General features: G+C 62.3%; 14 protein-coding genes. 4 read left to right on the top strand and 10 right to left on the bottom strand.

From position 1 onward, the window contains the following. Nucleotides 1-1,119: a DNA polymerase III subunit beta gene (gene dnaN / locus E4021_RS06660; RefSeq protein WP_136457648.1), complete on the top strand. Its 1,119-nt coding sequence runs from the start codon at nt 1-3 to the stop codon at nt 1,117-1,119. A gap of 71 nt (nt 1,120-1,190) precedes the next feature. Here the strand turns inward: dnaN and E4021_RS06655 are convergent, their stop codons facing one another. After that, on the bottom strand, nt 1,191-4,472 hold the full coding sequence (locus tag E4021_RS06655) for a S41 family peptidase (protein WP_136457646.1): 3,282 nt from the start codon (nt 4,470-4,472) through the stop codon (nt 1,191-1,193). Nucleotides 4,473-4,618: 146 nt separating this feature from the next. Here E4021_RS06655 and E4021_RS06650 point away from each other — a divergent pair, with 146 nt between their 5' ends. Continuing rightward, the gene (locus E4021_RS06650; RefSeq protein WP_136457644.1) at nt 4,619-5,065 is read left to right on the top strand and encodes a hypothetical protein; all 447 of its coding nucleotides are present in this window, start codon (nt 4,619-4,621) and stop codon (nt 5,063-5,065) included. Between the two features lie 185 nt (nt 5,066-5,250). After that, complete coding sequence (locus E4021_RS06645; RefSeq protein WP_136457642.1) at nt 5,251-6,498, top strand: M16 family metallopeptidase; 1,248 nt, start codon at nt 5,251-5,253, stop codon at nt 6,496-6,498. On the opposite strand, the gene E4021_RS06640 is transcribed toward E4021_RS06645, so the two are convergent. The 8 genes from E4021_RS06640 to E4021_RS06605 all read right to left on the bottom strand — a co-directional run bounded on the left by E4021_RS06640 (nt 6,495) and on the right by E4021_RS06605 (nt 16,037). Further along, nucleotides 6,495-7,490, bottom strand: a complete 996-nt coding sequence (locus E4021_RS06640; protein WP_136457640.1) for an aldo/keto reductase — start codon at nt 7,488-7,490, stop codon at nt 6,495-6,497. The two genes, E4021_RS06645 and E4021_RS06640, sit on opposite strands and share 4 nt — an antisense overlap. A 52-nt stretch (nt 7,491-7,542) precedes the next feature. Beyond that, nucleotides 7,543-9,297, bottom strand: a complete 1,755-nt coding sequence (locus E4021_RS06635; RefSeq protein ID WP_136457638.1) for a sulfatase family protein — start codon at nt 9,295-9,297, stop codon at nt 7,543-7,545. A 494-nt stretch (nt 9,298-9,791) separates the two neighbouring features. Then, nucleotides 9,792-11,033, bottom strand: coding sequence for an Nramp family divalent metal transporter (locus E4021_RS06630; protein ID WP_136457636.1), 1,242 nt, complete (start codon nt 11,031-11,033; stop codon nt 9,792-9,794). A 66-nt stretch (nt 11,034-11,099) separates the two neighbouring features. Further along, nucleotides 11,100-11,837, bottom strand: a complete 738-nt coding sequence (locus E4021_RS06625) for a phytanoyl-CoA dioxygenase family protein (RefSeq protein ID WP_136457634.1) — start codon at nt 11,835-11,837, stop codon at nt 11,100-11,102. Between the two features lie 109 nt (nt 11,838-11,946). Then, a complete protein-coding gene (locus E4021_RS06620) occupies nt 11,947-13,416 on the bottom strand; it encodes a potassium/proton antiporter (protein WP_136457632.1) in 1,470 nt (489 codons plus the stop codon). A 148-nt stretch (nt 13,417-13,564) separates the two neighbouring features. Then, on the bottom strand, nt 13,565-14,866 hold the full coding sequence (locus tag E4021_RS06615) for a serine hydrolase domain-containing protein (protein ID WP_136457630.1): 1,302 nt from the start codon (nt 14,864-14,866) through the stop codon (nt 13,565-13,567). Between the two features lie 198 nt (nt 14,867-15,064). Next, on the bottom strand, nt 15,065-15,460 hold the full coding sequence (locus E4021_RS06610; RefSeq protein WP_136457628.1) for an Hsp20/alpha crystallin family protein: 396 nt from the start codon (nt 15,458-15,460) through the stop codon (nt 15,065-15,067). Nucleotides 15,461-15,512: 52 nt separating this feature from the next. Further along, nucleotides 15,513-16,037, bottom strand: a complete 525-nt coding sequence (locus E4021_RS06605; protein ID WP_136457626.1) for an RNA polymerase sigma factor — start codon at nt 16,035-16,037, stop codon at nt 15,513-15,515. Between the two features lie 329 nt (nt 16,038-16,366). Here E4021_RS06605 and E4021_RS06600 point away from each other — a divergent pair, with 329 nt between their 5' ends. Then, on the top strand, nt 16,367-17,449 hold the full coding sequence (locus E4021_RS06600; protein ID WP_136457624.1) for a DUF3616 domain-containing protein: 1,083 nt from the start codon (nt 16,367-16,369) through the stop codon (nt 17,447-17,449). A gap of 73 nt (nt 17,450-17,522) precedes the next feature. On the opposite strand, the gene E4021_RS06595 is transcribed toward E4021_RS06600, so the two are convergent. Beyond that, entirely contained in the window at nt 17,523-19,991 is a 2,469-nt protein-coding gene (locus E4021_RS06595) for an FtsK/SpoIIIE family DNA translocase (protein ID WP_136457622.1), read from the bottom strand. Nucleotides 19,992-20,794: the final 803 nt, after the last annotated feature.

Genomic DNA, 20,794 nt, shown 5'->3' with positions numbered 1-20,794 from the left:
ATGAAATTTTCCGTTTCCAGTTCCGATCTGCAGAAAAAGTTACAACTCGCCGGGGGTGCTATTGCTTCCAACCCGGTGCTGCCGATCCTGGAAGATTTCCTCTTTACGATCGAGGGCAATACGCTGAAAATTGCCGCCACCGACCTGGAGACCAGCGTGGTCACCAGCCTTGAGGTGAACGCCGACGGCGACGGCGAGGTGGCCGTACCCGCCAAGATCCTGATCGACACGCTGAAGGCCCTGCCGCAGCAGCCGATCACCTTCGACGTGAACGAGGACAACTACGGAATTTCGATCACCTCCGCCTACGGTAAGTACAAGCTGGCGGGTGAACCCGGTGGTGACTACCCGAATATCCCCGAGCCTGCCGAGGCGGATGAAGTAAGCGTAACGGCCGCCGCCCTGCAGGAAGGGATAAACAAGACCCTTTTCGCCACCAGTACCGACGAGCTGCGGCCCGCCATGACGGGCGTGTTTTTTCAGGTTGATTTCTCCAAACTGACCATGGTGGCCACCGACGCCCATAAACTGGTCAAGTTCAGCCTCAACGACCTCAGCGGAGAGGTGACCAGCAGCTTCATCATCCCCAAAAAGGCACTCAACCTGCTTAAAGGTGCCCTGCCGCACTCCGACGTGGCAGTGACCGTCACCTTCGACAAGTCAAATGCCTTCTTTGAATACGGCGACACCAAACTGGCCTGCCGCCTGATCGACGCCCGTTACCCAGACTACAATGCGGTCATCCCCGTCGATAACCCCAACGTGCTGCTGGTCAATCGCGCCGATTTTCAGAACAGCCTGAAGCGTATTGTCATCTACGCCAACAAGACCACCAACCAGGTCATCCTTAACATCGCCGATGGCAGCCTGACGGTCAGCGCCCAGGACCTCGACTTCAGCAACGAGGCCACCGAGCAACTCAGCTGTTCCTATGAAGGTGCCCCGCTGCAGATCGGATTTAACGCCAAGTTCCTCGTGGAAATGCTGGGCGTCCTGGAAGGTGAAGAGGTTCGCCTCGAGATGTCCACCGCCACCCGCGCCGGCATCTTGCTGCCCACCGAGCAGCAAAACGGGCAGGACATTATGATGCTGGTTATGCCGGTTATGCTCAGTAATTAGTGAAGGAATGAATTAGTGAATGGGTGAATTGGCACGCATTCACTAATTCACTCAATCACCCATTCACCAATTCACTTTCTTTCATCTCCCAAAGCCGGACGGGGGTAGGGCGGATTGACCACCTCCACCTTTTTCTGCGCTTCCAGCAGGCGCAGGACTTCCTGCACCGCGCGCTGCAACTGCGGATCTTCGCCCAGGCTCAGGGAGCGGGCATCCTGACGCACGACGATGTCGGGGGCAATTCCCGTATTCTCGGCGATGAACTGTCCCTTGATCGGGTCGAAAACGGCGTTGTCCGGAGCCGTCATGGCACCACCGTCGATGAAGGGGTAGTGCACGGAAGATTTTACCAGCCCGCCCCAGGTGGTGACGCCGATCAGCGGGCCGGCCCCCTGCTGCCGGAAGGCCCAGGGGAAGAAGTCGCCCCCCGAGCCGGCGCGTTCGTTGATGAGCAGCGCCTTCGGACCGAGGATGCCGGCCGGCAGGGTAAAGGGCGTGCCGCCCGGCACTTCGTTGGTTAGGGCGGCGCGCAGGGAGCGCGTCATCAGGTCCACCATGTAGTCGTCGAGCAGTCCGCCACCGTTGAAGCGCTCGTCGATGATGGCGCCCTCCTTGTCCTGCTGGGCAAAGTAGTAGCGGTTGAAGTTCACGAATCCCGACCCACCGGTGTTCGGCACCCAGACGTACGCCAAGCGGCCGTCCGAAAGGGAATCCACCTTGCGGCGGTTGTCCTCTACCCAGGCGCGTTGGCGCAGGGCGTTCTCGCTGTCGATGGGTTCCACGATGACTTCGCGGTTATTGGCGAAGGCGGGGACGCTATTGAGGTGCAGTACCGTCTGCTTTCCCTGCGTGCCGTCGAGCAGGCGGAAGGGGTTGTCTTCGGCGGTGAGCTCCACGCCGTTGATGCCCACCAGGTAGGTGCCTTCCCGCACGTCGAGGCCGGGCCGGTCGAGCGGACTTGACAGGTTCGGGTTCCAGCTTTCCGTGGTGTAGATACGGGCGATGCGCCAGCGGCCCTGGTCCCGTACCAGGTCGGCCCCCAGCAGGCCCACTTTAACCTTCTCGGTTTCGGGGGTGTCGCCACCGAATACGAAACTGTGGCCCACGGATAGCTCCCCGCCAAGCTGGTCGAGCACGTAAGTGAGGTCGTCGCGGTGGCGGATGTAGGGCACCAGCGGGGCATAGCGTTCGTAGACGACCTTCCAGTCGCGCCCGTGCAGCCCCGGATCGTAAAAGTAGTCGCGTTCGTAGCGGTAGGCCTCCTCGAAAATCTGCTGCCACTCAGCTAGCCGGTCGAGCTTCATGCTCAAGTCGGGTTTGAGGGCTTTGCCGGACTCTCCGCTGTCGGCGCCGGTTTTGGCCAGCGTCCACTGCTCACCGGACTGGAACAGGATGGCCTGCCCGTCGGCGGATACGGCGAAGTTGCGGACGTTCTTCGCGAAGTCCTTGGCCTCCCGTCCCTCCAGGGTGAATTTCTTCAGCGTAGCGCCCTCACCGCCGGGGTTTTCTTCGGCCAGGAAGAGGGTGCCGGCCGGGCCCGCGGCCGTGGCGTAGTAGTTGGCACCCGATACCGGCAGGGCAATGATGCGGCGGCTGATGCGGTCGAAGTCGATCACTACGCGGGTTGCCCGCGCCGTGTCGGCCTTTTCCGATGCCGCCTCAGGTTCTTCTTGCCCCTTTTCATTGTCATCGTCATCGTCATCGTCCTCCTCGGCCACGGCTTCCTCGTCGCTTTCGGGCAGGAAGGGGCTCTCCAGGTCGGCGGGTAGTACGACCACGTAGGCCTTGTAGTTCGGGTCGGCCTGCATCGAGCTGGTGTTGGCCCAGCCGGCGCCCAGGGCCAGATCTGTACTGGCCAGGAGGTAGAGGTGCTTGCCGTCGCGGTCCCAGGCGGGCGAGAATGAATCGGCGAAAGCGTCGGTCAGCGCGTTTCGTTCACCGGTTTCCCGGTTCCAGGTCCAAATCTGCCGGAAGCGGTTGCTGCCGCTTTTTACGTAAGCCAGGTAGCGGCTGTCGGGCGACCAGACCGGCTCGGTTCGGCTGCGGTCCATGTTATTGGTGCCGGTATCTACGGTGCGGATGCGCTTGGAGGCGAGGTCCACGACCCGGATGCGTACGTCGTCGTCGACAAACGCGATGGACTTCCCGTCGGGCGACCAGGCCGGGTTCCAGGCCATTTTGGATTCCCCGATGGGGATGTTGGTGGTGTCCCCCCGGCCCGTCTGGTCGGCGAGGTGTAGGGTGTAACCGTCACCGCTCGCGTCGGTGAACCAGGCAATGCGGTCTCCCTTGGGCGACCATACCGGCGCGCGGTCGGCCGCGCCGGAGGTGCGGGTCAGGTTGCGGGAATCCCCCTTTTCGGTGGGAACGGTAAAGATTTCGCCGCGGGCTTCCATCAGCGCCCGCTTGCCCGTGGGCGAGAGGGATACCGAGGTAGCCTGCTTACCCACGTCTTTCCATTCCGGTTCGGCCCAGGGGAAGTCGCCCACGACTTCGATGGTCAGTTGCTCGAGAGTCCCCGTCGCGGGATCGACCAGGTGCAGGTAGCCATCGCGTTCCACGATCAGGTCGCTGCCGTGGCCGCTGAGCCACTTGATGTCGGAGCCGGTAAGTTGGGTAACCTGCCGCAGTGCTTCCGCTGCAGGATCGTAGGCCCAAACATTCATAGCACCGTTGCGGTCGGAGAGGAAGTACACTATTTCGCCAATCCAGGTGGGTTGCACGTCGGTGGTCTGCTCGTTGGTTAGTAGCACTTCCTCCTGCGTGGCCAGATCCAGCAGGATCAGGGGCGTATTCTGCCCACCGCGGTAGGCGCGCCACTCGCTGTCCCAGCGACTCATCCGGTCCAGGGCAATCCGTTGTCCGTCGGGGGAGTAGCTGCCGTCGTAGCCCCACTGTTCGCTCACCCTTTCAACCGGGCCGCCGCCGGTGGCCACCGTGTAGAGGCGGTGGAAGGGGACGGGGGCGGATTCCCGGTTGGAAGCAAAGAGGATACGGCTGCCGTCCGGTGTCCAGCCCCGCACCTGGTCCGCGGCCGGGTGCCAGGTCAGCCGGGTGGGGATGCCGCCTGCCCGGGGTACCACGTAAACGTCTTCGCTGCCGTCGCGATCCGAGGTGAAAGCCAGCCATTGACCGTCCGGGCTCAGGTGCGGGTTGGACTCTACGGCCGGGGTACTGGTGATGCGGCGCACGTTGCTCCCATCGCGGTCGGCGGTCCAGATGTCGGCCCCATATGCGAAAGCGATCTTGTCGGCCCCCAGGTCGGGTTGCCGGAGCAGACGGGTGCTTTGAGCGGCGAGCATAATCGAGCAGCAGCTGAACAGCAGCATCAGGAGGCGGGGACGCGGGTGCATGTATCGGTTGGTTTTGAACGGAAAGATAGGAGGAAGTACTTTTAGTACCGTGGCCGGCCGGCGAAGAACTTAGACGTGTAATTGTGTCGGCGATTAAGCCGAAAGTGTAGCCCCCGCCCCCGGGCCGACCGCCCTAAAACTGAATCATGAGAAGAATAAAAATCAACGTAGGGAGCCTGGTCATGGGAAGAACCCTCGACCGTGGCCTACTCTCAGCCGTGCCGGAAATCAGCGACGTCGGTACGACGAAGGACGACGACGATCCGCACCACCGCTTGCCCTGGCGAGCCCGATTTCAGGGCTACGCCGCACCGCCCCGTTCGCCGTACGAGAAATTGCATCAGCACCTGGTGCTCCTCCACGAGCGCTATCCAAAGCTGCGGGAAGCCGGGGTTGAGAAGGTGCAGGTTTACCTCACCTATTCCACCGACGATCCGCACCTGCCGACGGAATTGTCCGCGGAGGAAATAGCCCTCCTGGCCGGGGTCAACGGTTCGCTGTCCACGACCTTTGATTCCTCCTTCACGGAAAACTCCTGGATCCCCTTTGCGGACTCCATCGAGCAAGAGGGAGATCCGGAGACCACACCCTAGCGGAAGGGCGGAACCGGCACGCGCGGCCCGAAAGTCCACCGCACCCGGCACCCGCGCGCCGCCGCCTGGAAGTTACCTTTGCGGGTGGGGATAAACCCCGCCGGACCTCACCGGTTCTTTACTCACCCCACCAAGCCCAAGCCGCCATCAAGAACCGACACGCACCGATCATTCACCCGCCCCGGGTGCCGCCCCTGCCGCCCGCGCGGGAATGGACGCTGGGAAACGGCCTGCGGGTGGTGGCCGTCCACGTCGAGCAGGCTCCTATCCTGACCGTCGAGATGATCTGGCGGGCCGGACGGCCGTACGAATCTCAGCACTTCCTGGCCGGTGCCACCAATGCCCTGCTCACCGAGGGAACCAAACGGCACAGCGCCGCGCAGCTGGAACGCCTGTTCGAGCAGTACGGCACGAGCCTGGACACTCCCGACGACTACGACACCGCCAACCTTGCCCTGGCCACCATCACGCGCCACGCCGACCGCCTGCTGCCGGTAATGACGGAAGTGATCGCCGAGCCCGCCTTCAGCGAACGCGAGCTCAAGCGCTACCGCAAGCGCAGCCGGCAACAACTGCGCGAGGACCTGCAGGACCCCGACTGGCTGGCCTACCGCCACCTCTCGGAAGCCGCCTTCGGAGCCGAGAACCCCTACGGATACGGCGGCAGCAAGGAAGACTACGATGCCCTTACGTTAGAGGCCGTGCGCGACCACTACCGGAGATACTACGGAGCGGCGAACGCCACCCTGCGGGTAGTGGGACAGCTGAGCCCGCAGGTGGAATCCTTGCTGGAGCGGACATTCGGGCAACTACCCATGGGCCCCCGCGTAGAAATGCCGACGTACCGGGTGGATGCCGGTGAGCCGTGCCTAATCCAGATACACCGGCCCCGGGCGCAGCAGACCATGATCCGTCAGGGGCGACGGGGCTTCATGGTGACCGACCCCGACTACCCCGGCTTGGCGGTGCTGGAGACCATTCTCGGCGGCTACTACGGCAGCCGACTGATGCGCAACATCCGCGAAGAAAAGGGCTACACCTACGGCATTGATTCCGACCTGGACACCTATCGCTTCGACGGCACCCTCGGCATTGCCGCCGACGTGGCCAACGAGAACCTGGACGCGGTGCGCACCGAGATCCGCACCGAAATGGAGAAACTGCGTCAGGACCTGGTGCCCGCCGGCGAGCTGGATATGGTGCGGGCTTACCTGCTGGGCGGACTCATCATGGATCTCGACGGCCCGCTGGCCGTCAGCAGTCGGTACCGCTCGGCCATCATAAAGGGTTACGACGCTCCGGAGCACCTGCGGCGCCTGGACGATACCATCCGCCACATCACCGCCGAGGAACTGCGCGACCTGGCTGGCCGCTACCTGCGGCCCGAACTCGATTGGGAAGTGATCGTGGGCGGCGGGATAGTGGATGTCTAAAGACCGGTCAAACGCTCAATCGCCTCCGGATAGCGGGCGCTTTCCAGGTCGATCCGCTGCGCGGCCTCCTCGATATCTTCCAGGTCCTCCGGCGTTAGGTGCACCTCGGCCGCACCGATGTTTTCTTCCAGCCGGTGCAACTTCGTGGTGCCGGGAATGGGCACGATCCAGGGTTTCTGCGCGAGCAACCAGGCCAGGGCGATCTGGGCCGGGGTGGCGTCCTTGCTTTCGGCGATGCGGGCCAGCAGGTCGACCAGCACCCGGTTGGACCGGCGGGCCTCCGGCGTGAAGCGGGGCAGGACGTTGCGGAAATCGTTCTCCGCAAAGGTGGTACTGTCGTCGATCTTGCCGGTCAGGAAACCCCGGCCCAGCGGACTGTACGGCACCAGACCGATGCCGAGTTCTTCCAGCGTAGGAATGACCTCCGCTTCCTGCCGGCGCCACCAGATGGAGTATTCGCTCTGGACGGCCGCCACGGGCTGTTCAGCGTGGGCGCGGCGGATGGTGTTGGCACCGGCTTCGGAGAGCCCGAAATGCTTGACCTTGCCCTCGCCGATGAGGTCCTTGACGGTGCCGGCCACCTCCTCGATGGGTATCTCCGGATCCACCCGGTGCTGGTAGAACAGGTCGATCGCCTCCACCCCCAGGCGGCGCAGACAGCCTTCGGCGGCGCGGCGGATCTGCTCCGGCCGGCTGTTCAGTGCGTGGTGACCCACTGGCAGGTCCCGACTCAAGTCGAAGCCGAACTTGGTGGCGATCACTACGCGGTCGTGGTAGGGTGCCAGGGCCTTGCCCACCAGTTCCTCGTTTGTATACGGTCCGTACACTTCGGCGGTATCGAAAAAGGTGACGCCGCGGTCGACGGCCGCCCCGAGGAGGGCGTCGACGGCCGAATGATCGAGGGAATTGCCCAGGGAGAAATTCAGGCCCATACAGCCGAGGCCGATGGCGGAAACTTCCGGTCCGTGGTTGCCAAGTTTGCGGGTACGCATGACGTAGGATATTGGTGGGTGATCAAAAAAGAAATGTACGCTGCACGGGCCGCTACCACCCTTCGCTGAGGCCACTTTCGCGGTAGCCGATGCGCTGGGCCACGGCGCGCAGGGTATCGCCGCTGTCGAGGTCGAAGTCGATCGGTCCGGTATAGACCCGCCAGCCCGGTTTCCCGCTGTCCGCCGGCAGGATGCGATATGCGATCTGGGCGCCGGGGGTCTTGCTTTCCAGGATGAAGCGACCGAGGCTGTCGCGCCGCAGCTGGGGCCGGCCCGTAGTGGGCATTTCGTCCGCCCCGCCCCAGAAGCGGTACACCATTTCCGCTTCGGTCTCATCGCCGAGGTCGCCCACGCGGGCCAGCCATTGGTCAGTGGCGGTGCGCAGTTCCACGAGTTTGTCCTGGTACTCCGGCCGGCCGGCTAGGTTCTGCAGTTCATGGGGGTCGTTCCGGGTATCGAAGAGTTCCTCCGCTGGCTTGCGGTCGCGGAACCACTGCGCCTGGACGTCCGTGAGCTGGCCGGCGTCGCGCAGGCGCAGCAGTTCCTGCATACTGGCCATTTGCTCGCGGTAGGCGAGGGGCAGGTAGTAGCCGCGGTCGGGGTTATAGTTCCGCAGGTACTTGTAGCGGTGGTCGCGGGCGGCGCGGATGCGGTCGTAGTGCTCATCCAGGCGGTCGGAGGCGGCAAATACGTACTCCCTTTCCGAGGCCTTGAATGCGCCGAAATTAGCCTGCCCCTGCAGGTACTCGGGCGGTTCGATGCCGGCCAGACTGAACACCGTGGGCGCGAAATCAACGAAGCTGAACAGCAAACTGTCCATCTCTCCGGCGCGCCGGTCGTCGGGCCAGGCCACGATCATCGGCACGCGGATGCCGGAGTCGTAGAGCAGTCTTTTCTGGCGCGGCAGCGGTCCGCCGTGATCGGTGTACCAGAATATGATGGTACTGTCGGTCAGTCCGTCGGCCTCCAGCTGGTCCAGCAGCACGCCCACCTGCTCGTCCATGATACGGATGTTGTCGTACACCCGGCGCACGTCGCCGCGCGTTAGGTCGGTGTCGGCCAGGTAGGGCGGCAGGGGAAGTTCGTCGTCCGCCACCGCAATCTCCGGTTCGGGGCGCGCTTCGTCGGGGTACACATCGCCCCAGCCGTAGATGGTGGAGGTATCGTTTTCAAATCCCGGCCGGAAGCGCAGGTTGCCCTTGCTGGTCTGCCACACCTGGCTTTCGTGGGTGATCTCCAGGTTGAAGACGCTGAAGAAGGGTTGCCCGGCCGGCCGGTGGCGCCAGTGGGCGCGGGGCCCCTGCTCGTCCCAGGCGGTCTTCGGGGCCTCGAACTGGTAGTCGGTCTTCTGGTTATTGGTGGCGAAGTAGCCGTGCTCCCGCATCACCTGCGACATCATTTTCACCTCCGGATCGACCAGCGCCCCGTACTCGCCCGGCAGGCCGATCTGGCGCAGCCGCTCTACGTTCCCCTGGGTGCGCATGTGGTGGCCGCCGGCGCTGATGGGGTACACGCCGGTGGCGATGGCGAAGCGGCTCGGCGCGCACACCCCGGCCACGCTGAAGGTATTGGGGAAGCGCACACCACGGGCGGCCAGCCGACTCAGGTTGGGCGTCTGGATGGTGGAGTCGCCAAAGGCGGCAATGAGTGGACTCAGGTCTTCGGCCACGATCCAGAGGATGTTGGGGCGGGCGGGTCCCGCAGGTGCCGGGGAATCATCGGTTCCGGCCGGCTCGCAGCCCATCATGAACAGCAATAAGGACAGGGCGGCAAAAGCGCGGGTGCAGGGTAAGTGAGAGAATCGCAATGCGGGACGGGTTGTTCCGGTTAAGGTAGCTCGCGGCGAGTAATCGGGCAGGCCGGGCAACCCATCCGACGAGCGGGCATGTACCGGAACTCGCCGGACGAAGCCCCTGAACGAGCGCAGCGAGCAGGTATCAGCGGCAGCCAAATCAGGAATCAAGTATCAAGAACCGCGAACCAAAATCACCCTCCGGACGAAGCCCATGAACGAGCGAAACGAGCAGGTATCAGCGGCAGCCAAATCAGGAATCGAGTATCGAGTATCGAGAATCACGAATCAAAGATCAACCTCCGGACGAAGCCCATGAACGAGCGAAGCGAGCAGGCATCAGCGGCAGCCAAATCAGGAATCGAGTATCGAGTATCGAGAATCACGAATCAAAGATTAACCTCCGGACGAAGCCCCTGAACGAGCGAAGCGAGCAGGTAGCAGCGGCAGCCAAATCAGGAATCGAGTATCGAAAATCGAGAATCGATAATCGATAATCAACCTCTTACCTACCCAAAAACCTCCAATTGAACCCCCAGCAACACCAGAAAAAGCAGCAGGCAAATGCCCAGCAGCGTATTGGTGATCCAGCCGTTGCTCAGGCGGCCTACCCACCGCGATCGGTTGTTCATGTAAAGCAGGGTAAGGGCCAGGAAGGGCATGAAGGCCGCGCCGGAAACCGCGTAGGCCACTCCGATCCAGGCGGGGCGCTGGTAAACGGTCAGCAGGATGGGCGGCAGCGCCAGGTAGACCAGGAACCAACGGTAGGTACGGGTGTGGCGCAGTGGTTGGTCGAGGGGGGCGGTGTTCCCGTACCGTTTGCGGTACCGCCGCCAGAGGTCTGCGAAGAGATACGGTACCCCGCTCCATACCCCGATCATGGAGGTGAGCACCGCGGCCCAGAAGCCGACCAGGAAGCACCAGTACCCGAAGTCGCCCATCACCTTCGCCAGTTGTCCGGCAATGCTGGTCACCAGCGCGTAGCCACCCACGGCTTCCGGACGCACCCCGGCCGCGATGACGGTCACCGCGATCCCGAAAAGGGCGGTCAGGACGTAGGCCACGCCCAGGTCGAGCCGGATCTCGTGCAGGCGTACCTCCCGTAGCTGCCGCTTCTCCCGCAGCCAGTAGGCGTAGCACATGATCGTCAGGGTGCCGCCCACGCCCCCGATCAGGGCAAAGCTGAAGAAGAGCGCATCGGTAGACTCGGGTACGGACGGCAGCAGGGTGTTCGTCAGGACCGCCCCGTAAGACGGCGCCACCACCAAGGCACAGCCGATCACCACCACGAACAGCAGGGCGATGACGCCTTTCATGAGGCTCTCCACACCCCGGAACCCGCCCCAGCGGACCAGCGCCAGGACCAGTACGGACTGCAGGGCGCCCCACACCGTGGTACCCGTCTGGTCGGAAACGGGCAGCGGGAAGATGCTGTTGGCCACCACGCCGTTGTAGGAAATGAGGGTACCCGCCACGAGCAAGGCCCAGAAACAGAGGTAGGCCCCGAAAGCGAGCACGACAACGCATGGCAGCCGCTCCACCCACCCCTCCAGCAGCGTTGTATCGGTGGCGAGTTCCCAGCGGGCCAGTCCCTCGTTAAGCGTGAACTTCAGTACCGCCCCGAGCGCGATGGCCCAGAGCAGCGTGAGGCCGTAGCGCGCCCCGCTCAGGGAGGAAATCACCAGGTCGCCCGCCCCGACGCCGGTGGCGGCCACCAGCAGTCCGGCAGAAAGGGAGGGCAGTTTGCGCATGGAGGGAAGGTAGGGTTAAGAATTTCCTCCCGGGGAAAGGCCCCGCAAGGTGAGGGGAGCAGCCCCCTACACATCCAGGATAGCCCGGCCCCTTTCCCCGATCCGCTCCCGGGTCTCCGGGGTGATGTATTTCCGCTGGTCGATTTGCTGGGGTTGGTCCCGGGTGCAGAAGTAGCTGTGGATGCTCCGGCGGTCGCGGTCGGTATGGTTGGTGGTGCCGCCGTGCCAAACGTGGGAATTGAAGATCACGACGGAACCGGCGGGCGCGGTGATGAGGATTTCATCCGGGTGGCTGGCGTGGGGATCGGGCATGGCGGCGTCGGGCAATTCCTTCGACCGGTGGGTGCCCGGCACGATCCGGGTGGCGCCGTTGCGTTCGGTAAAGTCGTCGAGTAACCAGATGGTGTTGCATACCTTAAAGCCATCTCCTGCCACGGCATTTTTGTAGTCTACGTGTAGTTTCTGCTGGCCCATCCCGGGTTTGGCGGCCCGGTAGTTCAGCGACGATAGCTTGTAGTCGGCGCCCAGCACGGCTTCGATGCCGGCAAGGACGCGGGGGTGGGTGTAGCAGATGTCGAAGACGAAACCCTTGTTGACCAAGTCGGCTAGCCGGTCCGCGCCCTCCTCCTTCGGATGCCGGATGTACTTTGATTCAGCCAGTTCGGCTCCCGCGCGGTCGCCTTCCTGTTGCTGTAGTTCCGCCAGGCGGGCGTTGATGCGGTCGACTTCCGCGGGCGTGAGCAACTGGCCCAGGTTGAGGTAGCCGTGAGTATCCAAGAAGTCTTTTTCCTGTGGGGTTAGCATGATGAGGTCAATGGTAAAGGGGTGACGGTCTGGGCTGCGGGCGGAATGCCCGGGATTAAGATAATTATTAGTTATTGATACGTCCCCCCGGGGTAGTAGCCATCCAGCCTCAGGCATTGCCCCCCTTCAGCGTTTTGGCAACGGCATCCAGGACGCCCGGCCCGTCGGCCAGGACGATCAGGGAATCTCCCGTTTCCAGTTTCGTGGAGCCATTGGGCAGGAGGTAGTTTCCCTCCCGCTTAATCATGGCGATGATGGCGTTCTTCGGGAACCCCAGCTGCACGATCTCCTTGTCCACCGCGTAGCAGTCCGGGGTAATGGTAAATTCCTCCATCTCGGCCTTGGGATTATCCGCCAGCAACAGGTCGGTGGCGTTCAACTTCTTCGCCTGCTCGGGCAGGGCAACCTTCAGCCATTTGGCGAACAGCGAAAGAGTGGTACCCTGGATGAGAACGGAGGATACGGAAATGAAAAAGACGATGTTGAAAATGGCCGTGGCCTTGTCGATGCCGGCCAGCAGGGGGTAGGTGGCAAATACGATCGGTACCGCCCCCCGCAGCCCCACCCAGGAGATATACCAGCGCCTCCTCATTTCCATCTTGAAGAAGATTAGGCTGACCAGCACCCCAACGGGGCGGGCCACCACAATCAGGAAGAGTGATACCAGCATTCCGATGCCGGCGTAGGGCATCATCTGGGACGGGAAGACCAGCAGCCCCAGGGTGAGGAACAGGACAATCTGCATGAGCCAGGCCAAACCGTCAAACATCTTCAGGATGGTCCGTTTGTGGATCAGGTCCTGGTTGCCCAGGTACACCGCGCAGATGTAGATGGCGAGGAAGCCGTTGCCGCCCACCGCGTCGGTGGCGGAGAAGGTGATGAACATAAGGGCAATGACGAGCACCGGGTATAGTCCTTCGAAGTCGAGTTTGATCCGGTTGATGATCTGCTTGCTGAGGTGGCCAAAGGCGAATCCCCCAACGCCGCCCAGGGCCATTTGCAGCAGAAACATCGGAATGACTGAGGCCAGGCCCTGGTCCTGGTTGACCACCAGCGTCAGGAAGGCCAGCGTCAGCACGTAAGCCATGGGGTCGTTACTCCCGCTTTCCAGCTCCAGGGTGGGGCGAAGGTTGCTTTTCAGGGCCAGGTTCTTCGACCGCAGGATGGAAAAAACGGCCGCGGCATCCGTCGAGGATACAATGGACCCCAGCAGCATGCTTTCGTAAATGGTGAAGTCGGTAACGTACCACACGAAGGTTCCCAGGGAAACCGCCGTCAGCAGGACGCCCATGGTGGATAGCGCCACGCCCTCCCGCAGGATGGGTTTTACGGTGGCCCAGTTGGTGTCCAGTCCGCCGGAAAACAGGATGAAATTGAGCGAAACGATCCCGATGAACTGGGCGAGGCTTGGGTCGTCGAAAAGGATTCCACCGATACCATCCGACCCCGCCAGCATGCCGATAGCCAAGAACAGCAACAGGGTAGGGACGCCAAACTTGTAGGACGTCTTCCCCGCAACTATGCTGATCAGCAGCAGAATAGAGCCAATCAGCAGGATGTTTTCAATGGTAAGGTTCATGGATTCGGGGGTGAGGCAACAACTGGAAATGGCGGAGCGGAAACGATAGCTGAAACCCAATGGGTTCCCACCCAACAGCAAACGTCGTAAAGTATCAACTGGCCCCACCTCTCACCCGGCCCTCGCCGTGAGAAAGTGGGGAGAAAAGCTAATTCACCAGTCCCTCCAGCCCCCGGAAGATCTTCCTCCGCTCCGCCTGGTCGCCCGGTCGGTTAAGGAAGAGGTAAACCTGGCCCCCGGGGGGCTCGGAAACGCTGAACAGTTCAAATCCCCGCATGGAGCCATCCACCTCCACCGACGAGCCGCGAAAGCGGCGGGAGTGCTCTTCGTCGAACACCCGGTCCCCCCGGACCAGGGCGTAGAATCGCCGCAAGTCTCCGAGGGTGGAGTACATCCCCCCGCTTCCCTTGATCAGCCAGGATGTCGGACCCCAGTTCGGGGGGATATTGGGCAGTCCCACGAACTGGGGGCCGCCGCCCACGGCAAAATCCTGCATGCTAAATCCCTGGCGGTCACCGTACTCCCCGGTGCGGGTCATCCCCGCGGGGGTGAAGAAGTTTTCGCCGAGGAAATTCATGTACGATTGCCCGCTGACCAGTTCCACGATAGCCGCCAACATCCCGTAGGCGCCGTGCGAGTGAGCGCGACCAGTACCGGGCGGAAAGATCAGGGGCTGGTCCAGCAGCCGGCGGAGGGCCTCGTCGCGACCGATCCACTGCAGGTCGGCGTCCCAATCCGATTCGTTGTGGAAGAAGTCCGGCAGCCCCGAACGGCCGGTCATCAGATGGCGCAATGTGATGTCGCGCTTTGCGACCGGCACCCCTTGCAGGTGTACCCCCAGGGTATCGTCCAGACTTAGTTCGCCCCGTTGGTCCAGCAGCAGGATCGCTGCCACGGTGAAGTCTATCGGCCGCGATCCGATGGCGAAGATGGTGGCTGTGTCGTTGGCGACACCCAGACTTTCGTTAGCCATTCCGAAGGGTTGCTCGATCAGTACCTCGCCGTCGGATTCGACGTAAAGCAGTCCGGCCATGCCCCGATCCAGCATATACTCCACGGCACTTTCCGGACGCTCCAAATCGAAGGCGAGCCGCTCCTCTGGTGGCAGTACGGACAAGCCGGTCACCCGCTGGGCGTCAAAATCATAGGCAACGAGCAGTCGCTTTTCCACACCGTTTCCGATGAGGGTCAGGATGGCCCCGACATCTTCCACATCCAGCAGGATACCGTCGCGCAGTCCGGCAAGCTCCTGTTGCAGGGTGCGTATTTGGGTTACGAGCGCCGGTCGGTCTTCCACCTTGCCCATGTAGGTATTGATGAAGGTCGTAATGTCCTCCCCACTTTCCTGATCCAGCAGCCGCTCGACGGCCATGGCGGCGGATTCAATGCCCGTTTCCTGGGCCAACAGGGGAGCGGTCAGCAAGATCAACAGTGGAAGTAAATATTTCATGCCGCAGGGTATTGGTTGGAATTAAGTTACTGCGGTATGGCCAGTGGCCGGGACCCGTAAGCGCCGAAATGCCAATTCATCCCGGGCGTCCTCTCCCCCCGCCCGGGTTTTGTAGCGTATTGTAAACCGATAAGCGGAGACACGGGGCGGCGGCGCGCGGGTGCAGGGGAAGTCGGCAAGGCCTGGAATATCCGACGCCTAATCGATCACGACTTCCCGCTCAGGTCGCTGCGCTTCCGGGATCTTCGGGGCGGTGATGACCAGCACACCATCCTCAAAACGGGCGGTGATGGCCGCCTGGTCCACTGCCTCGCTGAGTTCGAACCAGCGCTCGAAGCTCTTGATGGGGTACTCCTGCAGCAGGAAGTCGGGGCGGTCGTTCTCCGGCCGGCGCGTGCCGCTGATGTAGATGAGGTTGTCGGTCAACTGGATCTTGACGTCCTCCTTGGCGAAGGTGACGCAGTACACCCGGGCCTCGAAGCCGTTTTCCGTTTCTTCGATGTTGACGGGAACGTTGTGCTTCGGACGGCGGGGACCGTACTGCGGGCGACGGCGACGTTGACCGCCTTCCTGGTTGCGATGGAAATGACGCATGGTGTTTAGGTTTTGCTCTTACCCCTGTTGACGAGAGACCATACCGATTACTTTAGTCGATCCCGAAATAATCCTCGTACACCTCCCGCAACGCCCCCTGCAGCCGCCGGCGCGCGTACCCCTTGCGCGAAATGGCGGTCTTCAGCGGAATACCGAGATCGACGGCGATCTCTCGCAGGGTTTCTCCGCCGAGTTCGTTGCGGACGAATACCTCCCGCTGGGCTTCCGGGAGCAGGGCCAGGGCCGCGGTGATCTCTTCATCCACGTCCTCGTCGGACAGGTAGCCAATGGATACTGGCGCGTCGGTCACCTCCAATTCAGCGGTAATGTCCTGAATGGGTGGCCGCGCGGCGCGGCGGCGGTAGAGGTCGGTAAGGCGGTTGCGGGCCACGCGGAAGAGCCAGGCCCGGGGGTCGCGCAACTCCTGTTCCTCCAATGCTCCGGTCAGTGCCGACCACACCTCCTGCAGCAAGTCATCGGCTTCCCCCGCCGGAGCCCGACCGCGCACGAACGCCTCCACCTCGGCGGCGTGCCGGTCGTAGATCACCTGCCAGGTCTGGAATTTCGGTTCGCGCATCGGTGGGGTAGACGTAGCGATGGAATGAATACTCTACGGGAATACTTCCTGAAGCTATTCCGGACACTGAATTTTCACCCACTTTATGCCGTTACTACCCTCCTCCTTTCTACCTATGGAGCCACGGAAGCTGTAATTGCACCGTCGTGGTGATTCGCTGTGGCGCTTTGGTTCAACTATCCGGGCGAGGCGAAGCGAGCCCGGCGGGGTTTTGCCTGGGGTGGCTGCTATTCCAGCTTCCTTTGTCCATTCCGCTTTTCCGACGGTCATGGCACCCGCGCGCCGCCGCCCCCCGTGCACAAATCAGCGCATCCGGAGATTCTACTCGCATGAAAATGAAACGCCGCGATCCCGTCCGTCAGGTGAGGCTGACCTTTGACAAGAAGGCGAAAAACCTCCAGGAAATCCGCTGCCAGCTGTCTACCTCGGTGGTGGTGGACAACACCCTTTTCGTGGCCTATGACGAAAGCTCGGCGATCGAGCGGCTGCTCGAGGAGGAGGGGGGCTACGGCAGCCACCAGACCTTTGAACTGGCCGACTTCTTTGACCTGCCCGACGGCAGCGAAGGGGAGATGGACATCGAGGGGCTGGCCTGGGAAACGCCCTATCTGTGGTTCACCGGGAGTATGTCGTTGAAGCGGCATACCCCGGACGAGGACGACGACGATCTGGCCGGCGCTGCGGCCCTGAGTACCATCAGCGTGGACCGCAACCGCTTCTCCATGGGGCGCATCCCCTGTCGGGTAAACCGGAAAACGGGAATCTGGACGCCCCTGCGGCAGGTCACCATCGAGGGAAAGAAACACACCGCCAAACTCTTGGAAGGGGGTTCCGACAGCACCGTGCTGACCGAACTGCTGAGCACCGACGTACATATTAGCAAGTTCATGCACATCCCCTGCAAGGACAATGGCTTCGACATCGAGGGGCTGGCCGTCCACCACGACCGCATCTTTATCGGATTGCGTGGACCCGTGATCGGCGGCTGGGCCGTAATACTGGAGTTCGGTGTGCATGAGCGGGGAGACTTCCTCCACCTCGATGGCCGCGGTCACGACGACAAGCCCTACCGCAAACACTTCGTCAAGCTGGCTGGCATGGGCATCCGCGAAATCAACATCGACCACCGCACCGGCGACGTCCTCCTCCTGGCGGGCCCCACCATGGACCTCGACGGCACCATCAGCGCCTGGTGCATCCGCGGCGGCTTTCCAGAAATGGAAGTTACCGTCTGCCACCGCCCGGAGCGGCTGTACGACGTTACCCACGGTGGGGAGCACGCCTACGGCAAGGACAAGGCGGAGGGAATGGCCATTCTGGCCGACGGCACCCACCTGGTCATTTACGACAGCCCCCTTCCCGAACGGCTGGTGGGAGAAGAGGCGGTGCTGGGGGATGTGTTTCACCCCTGAGGGGAAACGATGGGCTAGTTGGGAAACGATAAAGCATCGGGGACCTTCCGCCCGAGTGACGTTGGCCGCCGATCTACCCCCGATTCCGCAAGTCGTCGATGAAGCGCGTAAGTTCCATCTCGTCGTACACCAGTACTTCGCGTGGTTTGGAGCCCTGGGCCGGACCAACGATGCCGAGTTGCTCCATCTGGTCCATGATGCGGCCGGCGCGGTTGTACCCCAGCTTGAGGCGGCGCTGCACCATACTGGTGGAGCCGTGTTGCTGCTGGATGATGAGGCGGGCGGCGTCCTCGAACATGTCGTCAAGGTCGGCATACGACAGCGCCCCGGAGCCGGCCATTTCCTCGTCGGTATTGTACTCGGGCAGCAGATAGGGCTCCACGTAGCCGCGCTGATTGCCGATGAAGTTGATGACCTCTTCCACCTCGGGCGTGTCCACGAAGGCGCCCTGCAGGCGCACCACGTCGCCGCCGTTGCTCAGCAGCATGTCGCCCCGGCCGATAAGCTGGTCGGCGCCGCCGGAGTCGAGGATGGTGCGGGAGTCGACCTTGGCCGTCACCTTGTAGGCGATCCGGGCCGGGAAGTTGGCCTTGATGACGCCGGTGATGATGTTCACCGAGGGCCGCTGGGTAGCAATCACGAGGTGGATGCCTACAGCGCGCGACAGCTGGGCGAGGCGGGCGATGGGCATTTCCACTTCCTTGCCGGCGGTCATGATGAGGTCGGCGAATTCGTCGATCACCAGCACGATGAAGGGCAGGAACTTGTGGCCCTTCTCCGGGTTCAGGCGGCGGGCCACGAACTTCTCGTTGTACTCCTTGATGTTGCGCGAGGCCGCTTTCTTGAGCAGGTCGTAGCGCTGGTCCATCTCGATACAGAGCGAGTTCAGGATGTGGATCACCTTGGTGGTCTCGGTGGTGATGGGCTCCGTCTGTCCGGGCAGGAAGGCCAGGAAGTGGCTCTCGAGCTTGGCGTAGGGGAAGAGTTCCACCTTCTTGGGGTCGATCATTACCAGTTTGACCTGGCTGGGGTGCTTCTTGTAGAGCAGCGACATGATGATCGAGTTGATGCCCACCGACTTACCCTGTCCGGTTGCGCCGGCCACCAGCAGGTGGGGCATCTTGGCCAGGTCGGCGATCAGTACCTCATTCTTGATGGTCTTGCCGAGGGCCAGGGGGAGGTCCATCTTGGCGTTGCGGAACTTCTCGCTCTCCAGCACCTCTCGCATGCTCACCATCTGGGGGTTGGTGTTCGGTACTTCGATACCGATAGTGCCGCGGCCGGGGATGGGCGCGATGATCCGGATACCGAGGGCGGCCAGGGAAAGGGCGATGTCGTCCTCCAGGTTCTTGATCTTGGAAATGCGCACGCCGGGGGCGGGTACGATTTCGTACAGGGTGACCGTGGGCCCGATGGTGGCGCGGATCTTGGTGATCTCGATCTTGTAGTTGAGCAGCGTCTCGATGATCTGGTCCTTGTTGGCCTCCAGTTCGGCGCGGTCTACCTCGTGCTTGCTGGTATCGCCCTCCACCAGCAGCTGTAGGTGTGGCTTCTCGTAGGCGGGCAGGTCCAGGGTGGGGTCGTAGGGCTCGGTGTGGTCCTGGTTCTCTTCGGTTACTGCCAGACTGGTATCGATGCCGGTATCGCCGTCGGCTACGATGAGGTTGTCGGCGCCGGCCGCCAGGGGGTCGGGGTTCACGAGAGTGACGTCGCCCACGGATTCCAGCGGCATTTCCATCTGGTCGCCTCGGATCTGTTCCAGGCCTTTTTCGGAAAGGGTGCGCGGACTGTCGATCTCAAAGTTGCCGCGGTCGCCGGGCGAAAGGGAGGGTGGCGTAGCGGGGCGTTCCTTGGGCGCGGCCGCGGGTGCCGGGGTACGGGCCGCCGGGGGTGCCGGGCGGCGTGGTTTGCGGCCCAGGCGCATCATCTCGGAAAAGTGGTCGACCACGTCGTTGCGGATCTGGCCGGGCGAGCCGTTGAAGTCGATCCGCGCCTCGAAGATGAGGTACAGTCCGAACAGCAACAACAGCAGCAAAATCACCCCGAAGCCACCCAGTACGCCGCTGAGGTGGGAGACCAGGTAATCGCCTACGCCGCCGCCGAGTGGGAAGTCGGTCAGCCCGCCGAAGGCGAAGCTCAGCAGTACGGCCAGGCCGATCGTGAAGAGCATGAGCTTTACGAACAGGTTGGCCATTGGCTTCAGGGGCGCCCGGCGCAGACGGTTCAGGCCCAGCCGGCCGATAAAGTACACCAGCAGGAAGCTCGGCAGTCCAAAGCAGAAATAAATAAAGAAATTCGAGAGGAAAGCCCCCAGCCTCCCCAACCAGTTGTCCACCGAGGCGGCATCCTCGCTCAGCAGCTTCCAGCTGAAGCGCAATACGCGGTCCTGATCGATCTTCCAGGTGAAGAGGTAGGAGACGAAGGCTACCGTGAGGTAGACGGCAATGAAGAGTAGCAACAGTCCGAACAGTTTCGGAATGCGCTCGTCTTTCAGTCCCATTCGGAGACCCAGTTGTCCGCTCTTTTTTTGTGCTTTGGCCATGCAGTAAGTGGCTTGTGGGGCCGGGCGGCGAAATTACGATAAAAGGGGAGAACGCCGGGGTGGGGGGGAAGGAAGTTAACAAATGATACATCCGGGCCGTCGGGCCGTCGGGCCTGTGGCCCGGCGTGTAATTCGCGCGTAGCGCCGACTTGCGTGTAGCGCCGACTTGAGTCGGCAAGCTGCCGGTCCGGCGAGGAACAAAAGCAGCGTGACGGCTGAAGCCATCGCTACACGTAGCGCCGACTTGAGTCGGCCAGCTGCCTGCGCCGCATGGAAAAATGCAGCGTGACGGCTGAAGCCATCGCTACGGGTAGCGCCGACTTGAGCGTAGCGCCGACTTGCGTCGGCAAGCTGCCTGCGCCGCATGAAAAAATGCAGCGTGACGGCTGAAGCCATCGCTACGGGTGGCGCCGATTTGAGTGTAGGGCCGACTTGAGTCGGCCAGCTGCCGGCACGGCCAGGAAAAAATGACCCGTGACGCCTGAAGCCATCGCTACGGGTAGCGCCGACATGTGTGTAGCGCCGACTTGAGTCGGCAAGCTGCCATCACCCTCAAGAACAAAAGCAGCATGACGGCAGAAGCCATCGCTACAAGTGGCGTTGATTTGTGTGTAGCGCCGACTTGAGTCGGCAAGCTGCCGGAAAGGCAAGTGACAAATGCAGCATGACCGCTGAAGCCATCGCTACGCGCGCCTGTTATCCGGCAAGCACCTGCAAGTGACCGGTCGTTGCCCCGCTCGACCCGCAATGGTCCGGCAATTTCAACACTCGACCTGAAGGCATGCGGTATCAATAAGAAGCCT

Origin of the sequence: Neolewinella litorea (assembly GCF_004803465.1) — a bacterium.
Lineage (GTDB): Bacteria > Bacteroidota > Bacteroidia > Chitinophagales > Saprospiraceae > Neolewinella > Neolewinella litorea.
This window is presented reverse-complemented; position numbering and strand designations above follow the sequence as displayed.